This window comes from Catonella massiliensis, assembly GCF_016651435.1.
GTDB classification, from domain to species: Bacteria; Bacillota; Clostridia; order Lachnospirales; family Lachnospiraceae; genus Catonella; species Catonella massiliensis.
The window spans coordinates 2,620,809-2,633,191 of the sequence record NZ_JAEPRJ010000001.1 but is presented as its reverse complement, the minus strand read 5'-3'; the positions used below and the strand labels follow the sequence as shown (position 1 = coordinate 2,633,191).

Annotated in this window: 8 protein-coding genes; 7 read left to right on the top strand and 1 reads right to left on the bottom strand. The window is 35.1% G+C overall.

Annotated features, from left to right (window positions below):
• Positions 1–395: 395 nt before the first annotated feature.
• From JJN12_RS11680 to JJN12_RS14525, 3 genes are all read left to right on the top strand, one after another.
• The gene (locus tag JJN12_RS11680; RefSeq protein ID WP_236013778.1) at positions 396–1,775 is read left to right on the top strand and encodes an AlwI family type II restriction endonuclease; all 1,380 of its coding nucleotides are present in this window, start codon (positions 396–398) and stop codon (positions 1,773–1,775) included.
• Between the two features lie 135 nt (positions 1,776–1,910).
• Positions 1,911–3,908: an ATP-binding protein gene (locus JJN12_RS11675; RefSeq protein WP_208429853.1), complete on the top strand. Its 1,998-nt coding sequence runs from the start codon at positions 1,911–1,913 to the stop codon at positions 3,906–3,908.
• A gap of 264 nt (positions 3,909–4,172) precedes the next feature.
• Positions 4,173–5,084, top strand: coding sequence for an ATP-binding protein (locus JJN12_RS14525; protein ID WP_208429852.1), 912 nt, complete (start codon positions 4,173–4,175; stop codon positions 5,082–5,084).
• 274 nt (positions 5,085–5,358) lie between these two features.
• Here the strand turns inward: JJN12_RS14525 and JJN12_RS11665 are convergent, their stop codons facing one another.
• Positions 5,359–6,738, bottom strand: coding sequence for an IS4 family transposase (locus JJN12_RS11665; RefSeq protein ID WP_208429851.1), 1,380 nt, complete (start codon positions 6,736–6,738; stop codon positions 5,359–5,361).
• A gap of 278 nt (positions 6,739–7,016) precedes the next feature.
• On the opposite strand from JJN12_RS11665, the gene JJN12_RS11660 reads away from it, so the two are divergent.
• The 4 genes from JJN12_RS11660 to JJN12_RS11645 all read left to right on the top strand — a co-directional run bounded on the left by JJN12_RS11660 (position 7,017) and on the right by JJN12_RS11645 (position 12,316).
• Positions 7,017–7,973, top strand: a complete 957-nt coding sequence (locus tag JJN12_RS11660) for a hypothetical protein (RefSeq protein WP_208429850.1) — start codon at positions 7,017–7,019, stop codon at positions 7,971–7,973.
• A 226-nt stretch (positions 7,974–8,199) separates the two neighbouring features.
• Positions 8,200–9,252: a hypothetical protein gene (locus tag JJN12_RS11655; protein WP_208429849.1), complete on the top strand. Its 1,053-nt coding sequence runs from the start codon at positions 8,200–8,202 to the stop codon at positions 9,250–9,252.
• 220 nt (positions 9,253–9,472) lie between these two features.
• Entirely contained in the window at positions 9,473–10,303 is an 831-nt protein-coding gene (locus JJN12_RS11650) for a hypothetical protein (protein ID WP_208429848.1), read from the top strand.
• A 495-nt stretch (positions 10,304–10,798) separates the two neighbouring features.
• Positions 10,799–12,316, top strand: a complete 1,518-nt coding sequence (locus JJN12_RS11645) for an ABC transporter substrate-binding protein (RefSeq protein WP_208429847.1) — start codon at positions 10,799–10,801, stop codon at positions 12,314–12,316.
• Positions 12,317–12,383: the final 67 nt, after the last annotated feature.

Below are 12,383 nucleotides of genomic sequence, written 5' to 3'. Positions count from 1 at the left end.
GGAGTATGCAGGTCAGTAAAATCAAAAAACAAACAAGAGCTGTAGCTTGCAGTAGTTCTCTCCGTAGGGCATGACCCTGTTAGAAAGCTTAGCAGGCACTCGGTGTATGGACAGGTGGGACGAAGGAAGTTGGGACACGATCCCTTTAGACACGGAAGGTTCACCATCATAGTTAGCAGAGGATTTATAGCCTTTATAAAGCAAAACAATGGGATGCTTTATAAACTACACCCTCTTTTAGCTGTTCAGTATAAAATACAATGACTGTCATACATTTTTTGCTCTGTTTTATGAGGTAAATATTTAAAGAAAAGCCTGAAATTAAATGATTTAGGGCTTGACATTATAGGAAGGTTGAACAGAAACAATTTGATGACATTATTTTATCAGTTCTAATGGAAAAGGATAATTATAAGCAAGCATTGAATTTACTAAAAACAGAACAGATATCGGAAGAATTGATATGTAATGTTGGAATCAATAGAAAGAGTGCAATGTATGATAAACCATATTATAAATTATATACAATACTAAAGAAGATAGTGTTTTCGAAAGATAATCTTGCATTGGAACTTTATGAAGCCACGAAGAAATTGACTAACAGTAAGGTTGGTGGGGCTTGGAGAAAGCATTTCTTTAATAGTAATGCGAGAAGTGTAATAGCTAGGGAAGGTTTATCGGTATTAAATACAGTTCCAATATTTCATGCAACATCAGAAAAAACTTTTAATGAAGAGTTTTTTAAGATAATGCATATTTTTAAGGCAAAGGCAACGTTATCAGACTACTTTGACCTAAACAGGAGATACTTTAAGATTACAGATATAGTTTTATTTGAGGACAATAAGGTAAAGCTTGATGTATTGCCCAAATGTTATATTGATATGATATCTGACCATTTACTAGATATTGCTTTCTGCAAGACAAAATTATTGTCAAAGAATGTCCCATTAAAAGATATTGGCACATTCTTTGAAATTGATATAGATGACTTATATGAAAAATTAGGACAGGCTCTTGGTACAAGCGTATCTAACAAAAAAATGGCTAAAAAGGTTATTAAGAATGAGAGATACGCAAGATTTAATAAGCTTATAGATGATAAGTTTGATAAAGAGACTCTTATTAGACTATTTAGTGCTTTTGAGAGTAGAAATGATGATGAAATAAGGAATCTGGTTACAGATAATGCTGATATACCTACGATATTTGAATATGTGCTCGGTATCTCTTGGTATATAGTCAGTGAACGAAAAGGAGATGTTCTTGAATACATGAATTTATCCTTAGAAGCCGATCTATTACCTAAAACCCATGCCGGTGGAGGTGAAGCAGATATAGTATGGAAGTATGATAAGACAGATGCTTATCCTAAACATACTTTGCTGATAGAGGCAACTCTTGCAGACGGTTCAAATCAGCGTAGGATGGAAATGGAGCCTGTTTCAAGACATTTAGGAGATTATTGCTTAGCACACCCTAAAGATGAAGCTTACTGTGTATTTATAACAACATACCTAAATAATAATGTGATATCCGATTTTAGAGCCAGAAAATATATGGAGTATTATAACAATGCGGGAGAGTATATTAAAGGAATGAAGATACTTCCAATAGAAACTAAAGAACTAAAGACTCTATTGAAATTTGATGTGAAATACCCACAGATATATAAAATGTTTGATGTTGCTTATCATAGTGATGGAGCCCCTAAAGAATGGTATGAAAAAAATATTGTGAAAGAGGCTGGAATATATAATGGGGAGAATGTGTGATTTTAGTTCATATAAAGGGTAAGCATATGTAGAATTACAATATAATGAATTTAAGTAAGTGTATACGATGTGGTTTGTTAAATATAAATTGTATTACAACTCAGTCATAGAGTTTTAGATGAAAGAGGGAAAACTATGGTAGGCTTTACAATTGACTTAGCTGGAAGAGTAAAAAATTTTGATTTACCCAAAAATCAGCCATTGATACCATTATATGAAGCTGTTGTAAATTCTATATTTGCCATACAAGAAAGGCAACAAAAGGAAGCATTTAACGGCAAAGTAGAAATAGAAATTATTAGAGATCAACAGGAAATAGCTAAACTTGAGGGAATTGATAGAAGTATAAATGAAATAACTGGTTTCAAAATTATTGATAATGGGATTGGATTAGATGAGAATAATATGAAATCTTTTTTACAATCCGATTCAACATATCGTGCGGATAAAGGCGGTAAAGGTGTTGGTAGATTTTCTTGGTTAAAGGCATTTTCAAAAACGTGTATTGAAAGCATATTTAAGGATTATAGCGATAATGTATTGGTCAAAAGAAACTTTGAATTTTCTTTAGATAAGGCGGAGATTGATGATGATCTTATTGAAGAGAAGTATATTAAAGAAAATAGAACCTGTGTATCGCTTGTTGATTATTTACCGACTTATAGAAAACATGTAAATAAAAATGCTGAAACAATAGCTATGAAATTGATGCAGCATTGTATGATATATTTAATGTTTCCTAAGTGTCCACAGATATATGTTATAGATGATAAGAAATATAATCTTAATAGTATGTTTGAAAAGAAAATGTATAGAGAACCCCAAAATGAAGTTATTGACATAAAGGGAGAAAGCTTTGAATTATTACATACACAGTTACAAGATGCAACACTTGGAGGAAGCAAACTGTTTTTATTTGCAAATAATAGAATGGTTAAAGGTATAGATTTAAATAAAGAAATAGTTGATTTAGATAAAAATATATTTGATGATAAGGGTTATTATTATGTTGGAATTCTATCTGGGAAATTTTTAGATGATAATGTTGATATGAATAGAACTTCATTTGACATTTCAGAAAATAAGGAAGATGAAGAAATTTCAATGGAAGACATAGTGCAAACAGCAAAAACAAAAGTAGAAGGCTATTTATCAGAATATTTAGATGATGTACGCAAAAATAAAAAAGAATATATTAGGAAATATATACGTGATAAAGCACCACAATTTGGACATCTATTGACATATATGCCAGACTCAATAGATGAAATTAAGCCAGGCTTATCAGATAACAAACTTGATGAAGAACTATATAAGATTAAGAGAAAATTTGATTCTGAACTAAAGAAGACAAATGAGGAAATATTAAGAAAAATAGATGTAGGAGTGGTGAACTTAGCAGAGTATAAAGAGAAATTTGAAATACAATTTCAAAAAATAAGTGAGGCTAACAAAGCAGCGTTAGCAGAATATGTTGCACACAGAAAAGTTGTGTTAGAATTACTTAAGAAGGGAATTAATCTTAAGGAAGATGGAAAATTTAATAAGGAAGCATATATACATAACCTAATATATCCTATGCGAAGGACATCGGAAGAAATTGAATATTTGTCACATAATTTATGGCTTATAGATGAACGGCTTGCTTATAGTGAATATATATCATCAGACATACCATTTGATAATAATCCGAAAGAGGAGAGAACGGATGTGATGATATTAGATAATCCAGTTGCGGTATCAGATGAAGACAATTGTGGAAGAGAATATGAAACTATAGTAATTATAGAACTAAAGAAACCTATGAGGGATGATTATACAGATTCTAATAATCCGCTGATTCAGATGTTAGGGTATGTCGAAAAATTATCGACAAATAAAGTTGCAGATAAGAACGGACGGATAATTAAGGTTGGTAAAAACACGCAATTTTACTTGTATGCAGTATGTGATATAACACCCAGCCTTAAAAAGATTATGAGTAGAAGTGATTTAAAAGAAACACCAGATAAGATGGGGTTATATAAATATCATGAAAATTGTCATGCTTATATAGAAATTTTATCGTTTGATAAGATAATAAATGATGCAGAAAAAAGAAATAGAGTTCTGTTTGATAAACTAGGTGTATAGCCATTAAGAGAATATGCTACATTCTGGCTCTATCATGGCTCTAAAAATTTCCCTAAAACAAATTACTACCAGGAAAGTAGCGATAAATGATACAAAATATACCTAAAACAACCCTCAACTACCCAATTTATCACATCGTAGAACTGTGAGGGTGGTAGAACAGTTGGATCAGGTAAGGTTGCTACTATCGTTGAGTAATCATAACTGATTTACTTTAATAAAGTATAATGAAGCCCTCCAGGGGATAACATTGGGAGGCTTTTTGTGGAGAAAAATAAATATTTTGATCGCAAATCAGCAAAAATAAAGCCTAGCGATATAGCTGATTTGATATCCGCCTTTGCTAATGCTGAAGGAGGAACAATTGTTTTAGGCATAAGTGATAGGAAAATTCGTTTTGTTAGATATGATGGGAATGCTGAACAAGTAGGGGTAGATATTAACATCATCAAAGATGTGAACATAGAATACCCAATTTTACGCATTATTGATAAGACAAAAGAATTTATTATAACTCAGCTTCGCGAGTTCACTTCATTGGATTTGAATACAGGGAGGTTTCAGAATGTACCTGAGTATCCGGAGTTTTCTTGGTTAGAGGGAATTGTAAATGCAGTTACGCATCGCGAATATGGTATGGCAGGAAGCTATATTAAAATTACTATGTTTGATGATAGATTGGAGATACAGAGTCCGGGTAAGCTTCCTAATATTGTAAGTGTTGAAAATATCCAAACTACGAGGTATTCTAGAAATCCGAGAATCGCGCGAGTTCTTACCGAGTTCGGATGGGTACGTGAGCTAAATGAGGGAGTTAAAAGAATTTTTTCAGATATGAAGGATTTTTATCTGAGTCCACCTGAATATTCTGAACCTGAACAAACAGTAAAACTTATACTAAAAAATAACATTGCAATGAGGTCAATCAGGCAGAAAGAAAAAATTGCAGATAGTATAGGAGAAGCTGCATGGGATGATTTAGATGATATGGAACGAAAGATACTGGTATATATGGCAAGCCATAAGCTGGTGACTACATCAGAACTTGCAGCTCTTGTTGAAAGATCAGGCAGAACTGTTGGAATTAGACTGAAGCACTTGATGGACTTGAATATTATTAAAAGAAATGGAGCCTTGACTGACCCTAAGCAGACATATGAAATGATTTCGAAGTAACTTCGAAGTTCTTCTAAGTAAGACTTGCTTTTATTGTGGTAAATTTTACTATAGCCACAATATATGGGGATGTAAAAAGAAGCTACAAATAAATGTAGACTTGCTACTTTGAAATTTAGCTTCGAAGTAATTTCAAAGTTACTTCGAAGTAGAATATACGTTTGTATATTTTCTCTTTAGCTGATTGCTTATCAATTAAGTAACTAAGACTTCCCATACCTAAAATGGGATCCGTACCTTGAAAATTCAATACTTCAGCTACTAAAATAACGATTTATGCCACTACAGCCTCCGGATGGAGCGCATTACGCAGATATTCAGGTAGTCTTGCTTCAAAATCAGCAGTAAAAGCAGTCAATTGCTCATCACTGAGCTTTAAGATTACCTGAAGGCTTGCCATCAAGGCATCCATCAGGATGCCAAGTGATCTGCTGAAAGTAATGTCTGCCATTTCATCGACAAGGAAGAAGAACAACTCACCAAGGGTTCTCTGATCTTCATTTTGACGTTGCTCCATTGCAATTAACATATATCTGGTAAGCACAATTGCTACGTGGGCTGTTAGTGCATCATAGGATAAGCTATGGCATTCTCCAATAAGATTCAGCATAGATTTGCAGGTTTTGAAAAAAACCTCAATTTGCCAGCGTTTTCCATAAATACGGATAATCTCTTCTTCGGAAAGGGTAGTATCTGTGCAGATAAAAGCAAGCCAGTCCTTGCGATTAGCTTTGTTCCTTACACAAACAATCTTTGCCGGAATTGGATTCTCCTTTCCTACCATAACACAGACAGAAAGCAGATACTTTGATTTGCCACGGCGCTTTTTGTTCCGGGAATAGATCTCTTTGATATTCAGTTGCTCACCACAGTGTGAATACTTGATTCGACTGCTTTTCTTAATCATAGCAATTACGTCCATACCGTTTGAATGGATAGCTGTGATTTGAGCGGGGTTTGAAAACCAGGAATCAAAAAGGACATAATCAGCTTTCAGCCCTGCACTGAGAGCAGTATCCAACAGTGTCATCATTGCTTCAGGAGCTTTTGTCTGAGCAAGTTTACGCCTTTTACCTGCAAGGGTTCTGTTATCAAAGTGTTTTACAGGACCGATGATATTTGTATCTTTTGCAGATGCTAACAGGCAGCTGTTCACCGGGATAAGTGTATTTCCATCGCTCCAGCTTAAGGTAAGCATACGAAATCCTTTTTTGAAATGCATATCCGTGTGATCGAAAACCTTTGACCCCAGCTCAGTTTTCTTGCAGCTGGTGCGATTGAAAAGACTGTCATCAATGATGAAAACATTTTTCCTTTTATCATCTGTTAGGTTTTTGAGATCATTATTTACGATGTCAGCAGCAAGAAGAGAAGTAAAACGAAGCCAGTTTGTTTTTACCGAATTAAGGAAACGATAAAAAGTGTTCTTTGAAAAATCTTCCTTAAAAGAACCGGTACGTTGTTGCATATACATACTTCTTCCAACGAAAATGTTGCTGAGTTTGTAACGAAGCAAAGAAACAGGTGAAACACCTTTTTCTTTCATCCCATTACATCTGGCAATAAGCCTGCCAACATGATGTCTGGAAAAAAATCTTCGAACACAGTCAATTAAGTTATTCTCATCGAAATGATTTTGTGTTATACTGGACATGGCATAAATCTCCTTTGTACAATGGTTTCTTGTCAATTCCATTATACCAAACTGGGTAGGTTTATGCCATTCTTTATTGGCTGAAATATTGAATTTTCAAGGTTCAACACACCGTATTGGTGTGGGAAGTCTTAGTAAGTAAATTTTAGTCCTCCAGGGATTTACTTGGAGGGCTTTTTTTAGGTTGACATGACGACACACAAGAACTATAATTCTATGCAAATATCGTAATAATGTATCAACTAAAGTACTATCAACTAAAAACGGAGGAAATGTATATGAGGATTAGTAAGCAGATAATCGCATTATGTTTAGCTGGAATTACGATACTTTCAGGGCTTTTTCTTTCTCCCGATAAGGTAAAGGCGGATGTAAAGACTGAGCAAGCTATAGACGGCTCAAAAGTTATTGAAAGCCAAGGGTATGGAGAGCATTTATTTGGTGCGTCCTCTGATGGGAAGAATATATATTATAGTATCAACTCTGGAAGCTTTAAGAAGTCAAAGCACAACACAATAAAGAGAAATATTACAACCGGGAAAGAAACGGGAGTACTAAAAGGCAAAAAATACGGCTATTATGGATTTGATAGTCTTAAACTCTATAAAAATTATTTTCTGGGAGTGAGAACCAATGGCTCCAACCCTGTATGGCGCTCCATATACAAAGTCACAAAAGATGGGAAAGTTGAGGAACTTGCAATTGGGCGTTCTCCAGTGGTATCAGGTAATTCAATATACTATATAGCTGAAAAAGTGCAGAAGTATGGTGACAGTAAAACTCTAGGCATTTATAAAATGGATATGGAAGGAGGACATAAAAAACCGGTTAAAAAGGGAGAGTATTACACTCTTGGACTATCAGGAGAAAATATGTACTACTCCAGAGCAAAGTATGTAGAAGAGAAGCTAGATACCAAATGGTTTGACTTTAAGACAGGAAAAGAAGAGAAAAATGTCGTACTTTCACAGTTATATGATGCTTCTACTAAAACAAAACTTGTATTTAGTAATAAGGAGCTAAGAGCAGGCACCTATAAAGATGGGAAATGGGAATACAAAACAATATTAAAGGTCAAAAAAGTAGATGACAATTATCTCGGAATTGTTCAGGTAAGATTATGCGGAAGTAAAGCCCTTGTGCAAATAAATGGTGAAGCAGTTTCTAAAATATACATGCTAGATTTAGGTGGTAAGAATAAAAAGCTGTTAAAGGAGTTCATATTAGTTGGATAGTACAAGTTATAATGGTGGTACTTAGATAGGATAACAACATAGAATATGTGGATTAAGACTAAAAACAATTGTTAAATATAGCTTGAAAAAGGATGATTATAGGGGTATCATAGTATTGTTAACTGGCATTCAAAGCTGTCGATGTGTGTCGGTGCAATGAACCTTATGATATTGTCATAAGCTTTGAATGAACGAATAAAACAATATAAGGAGAGGTAAGAAGAGCATGAGTAATTTTAAGAGAAAAAGTGCGTTGATGCTAGCTATGATGTTAGTCTTTGTAACGGTTTTTGGTGTGCTGAAGCCTTACGAAGCAAAGGCATGGACTAACCTAACCATAGCGCAGTTTGATACGATTTACGAGCACAATGGTTCTAAAGAGGTAACCTATAAGCTTACACTACCTTCTTCAGGTAAGCTTACACAGATTACCTCAGTGACCGGGGAGTATGTTAACTTCTATATCTATGATGCTTCTGAAAAAGAGGTACAAAGCTTATACGGAAATGCTACTAATACCTACACCTACGATATGAATCTGATTGGTGGAGATTATTATATCAAGGTTACATCAAACTGGGACAAGACAGCGGCTAACTTCAAGTGGGTATTTACTCCTTCAGAAGAATCATTTAATGAGACTCAGGATGACCGCAATAATGACCTTTCAAGCAAGTTTCAGGTAGCTGTAGGACAGACTGTAAAGGGACAGCTGGCACTTAATGATAATGTTGATTACTATGGCTTTTCAGTAAATAAAACAGGAGCTCTTAATCTTAAGCTGACTGCTAAGATGGAAGGCATGGAGCTAAGCCTCTTAAATGATGAGGGAAGCTTTAATTACAAGGTTTCAGACATAATCAAGGGAACCAAGACATTAACCTTCCAGATACCAAAGGGAAGCTATTCCTTAATGTGTTCAGGAAATAAAACAGGGAACTATCAGTTTACTACTTCTTTTGTAAGTGGACCTTCCAAGGTAAAGCTTGCTTCAGTAAGGAATATCAAGTCAGGTAAATTAAAAGCAACCTGGAAGAAGGTAAAGTCAGTTAAGGGCTATGAAGTTCAGATATCTACAACAGGTGACTTTAGCAGTGATGTGACTACAAAGCTCGTCAAAGGTGCGAAGAAGACATCATTTACATTTAAGGGGCTTAACATAAGCAATTCTTGGAGAACATATACCTATTATTGCCGTGTAAGAGCCTATAAAGAGAAGAACAAGATTAAGGCGTACTCAGACTGGAGTAATGAAAAAGAGGTTACTATTAAGAGATAAGTCTTTCTGATATAATACATAGACCGCAAGTAGACTGTAATAGTTTATTTGCGGTTTTTTATAATTTTGTAAAAAAATTGTAAATATCGTGACACCATTACAACTAAATCACATGGTATATTTCTTTCATCAGGCACCTAAGTGAGGGATACACTGAGAAAGCAAATGCTCGAGAGACTATGTAATATATGCGAAATGCAGCACTAAAGGGAGGTTCAAGATGAGAATTAAAAATTTATCATTATTGTTGATTGGTTCGCTTGTTATATCAGGTGTTACTGCAGTAAATAAAGAAAAGGCAGTGGCTGGGGAAGCTTTAAGTACTAATAAGGTGGTAAGCACTAGGTGGACCGCAGATTCAGGGCTTAATCGTGTTATTGCTGCCAAAGGATATACTGCTGATGAGATACGCGCTCTGTCAGAGAAGTATTTTTTAAAGAACAGCAATAAAAACGGAGCAATTGTCGATGTGGATAGTGTAGATGGGGACAAGGTAACAATCCATATATATGAATATTATGATGATATTAAAGGTGAAGGGCATACCGTAACATATAACTGGTACTATATTTCAAAGAAGACTGGCCAGGGTGAGGACTTCTTTGGAAATAAGATAAATCTGGTAGAGAAATCAGGGAAAAAGACTGAAAAGATGCATTCTGCAGCCAAAGTTACCATTGGCGATATAACCTATGAGCTAACTGCTAAAAAACAAGGTAATTCTGAAAAAGTGAAGGTTAGGGACATAGTACAGACTTCTAAGTCGACAGGAAAGAAAGTGAGCCTTGTAAAGAAGGTTACCTCAGAGAAGGTTGTTACAAACGGTAAACAGCTGTATTACTCTAAAAATGTGAGTAACAAGGGTGTGATATATAAGCTTGATATCAAGACCAAGAAATCCTATAAGATAATTTCAGGCAAGGGCTATGTCCTGCTTGGGGGCACAGATAAGGAACTCTACATAGGGGTATCAAGCGCCAAGAATAAGAGTGGGTATGATAAATATACCTATAACTTGAAAGCTAAGAAGCTAATAACAGTATATGATTGATGAGTTAGAGGTTGTGTAGAGAATTAGCCGTAGAAAAGATCTTCCGTAAATCGGAGGGTCTTTTTATTTTTAAATAAAGCATATTGAAAGCATAAAGATAATTTTCTTAATCAGCAACTGTAGCGATATAAAATAATAACATATAAATAAGAAATTTAACAGTTTAAAGTGGCAAAATGATGATTAAAATTAATCGTATAAGATATTTGATATCATAAATAGCAAAATAATAAAAAATAATAGAAATTAATTGTACAAATATTACAAATAAGGATTGACTTAGATATAAAAAGGTGTTACATTGAAGAAGAAAAGAAGAGAGCATAAAAAACACAAAAAAGAAAATGAAATTTTAATTCTAATGAATGTAATAGGGGGGATAAGGAAAAAAGAGGATAGGGAGTGACTTAACACAATAATTAGCATCAGTGGGTGTCGCATATATCAGGCATCCAAATCAAAAACAAATTAAGATTAAGAAGGAGAGGGAACTTTATGAGAAAGAATTTAAGAAGTTTGGCGCTGTTGTTAATCGTATGTCTTTTAGTTGGTTGTAAAGGTGCAAGCGGGGGCGGAGATACTCTTACAATCGCACTTTCGGGTGATTCAATTTCTCTTGATCCGGTACTAACTAATGACAACCAGTCAAGTAATGCTATGGCTCAGATTTACGAAGGACTTGTAAAGATTGACGACAAAACAGGTGAGATTTCACCATGTCTTGCTGAAAGTTACGAGCATCCTGATGATTTAACCTACATATTTAAGCTTAAAAAAGGCATTAAGTTTCACAATGGAGAAGAAATGAAGGCATCAGATGTGGTTTTCAGCTTAAAGAGAGCTGCTGAAGCTCCTAATGTTAAGCATCTTTTTGCTTCCATTGATCCTTCTACTATTAAGGCAACAGACGATTATACAGTAGAGTTCAAGCAGACTAAACCTTTTGCAGGTATAATTGCAGCACTTTGCCATACTGGTGGCTCAATCGTCAATGAAAAGGCAGTAACTGAAGCAGGTGACAATTACGCTCGTAATCCTATAGGCACAAATGCACTTAAATTTGTAAGCTGGTCAAAGGCAGACAATATGGTATTAGAGCGTTTTGAGGATTATCACGGAGAAAAAACTGATTTTCAGACATTGAAGTTTAGAATAATCCCAGAGCCAAGTAACCGTGTTATCGAGCTTGAGTCCGGTGGAGTTGATATTGCACTTGATATAGTAGCAAACGATCTTGATAAGGTATCAGGAAATCCTGATTTACAGCTTGTTAAGTCACTTGACTACGGTCTTACTTATCTTGGATTTAACTGTTCAAAGGCTCCATTTACAGATCCAAAAGTTAGAGAGGCCATCTCTTACGCACTTGATACTGATTCCATTGTGAAAGCAGTATTCCATAATCTTGGTAAGACGGCTACAGGTATATTGCCTCCAACTCTTGAGTTCTCAATCTCTGATCAGCTAAAGCTTAAAGGAAGGGATGTTGAAAAGGCGAAAGCTTTATTAAAAGAAGCAGGTCAGTCAAACCTTAAGCTCACCATTTCTACAAATGAAAATAAAGACCGTGTAGACATGGCCACAGCAATGAAAGAACAGCTTGCAGAGGTAGGTATTGAGGCATCTATCAACGTGCTTGAGTGGTCAGCATTTAATGACTTAATTAAAAAAGGAAATCATGACTTGTACATGATAGCTTGGACAGCAGATTCTCCTGATCCGGATACATTTATGTATCCTTGTTTTCATTCGTCCGCTAAGGGTGAGGGAGGTAATTACGCATTCTTAGAGGATTCGAAGCTGGATAAATTGCTGGATGACGCCAGATACGAGGGCGATAAGAGTAAACGAGGAGAACTTTACAAAGAGGCTCAGGAATATATTATGGGAATAAATGCGTGGGTACCTCTTCATAACAAGGAGATTACAGCAGGAGCAAAGAAGGATATTGAGAATTTACAACTGTCTCCATTTGGATGGCACCATTTCACACAAATCAAACGTGCCAAATAAATGAGTTTGAAAATATAGTTAATATAATGTGGGGGCTGTGGATGTATTTCCCCAGTCCCCTTTGCAA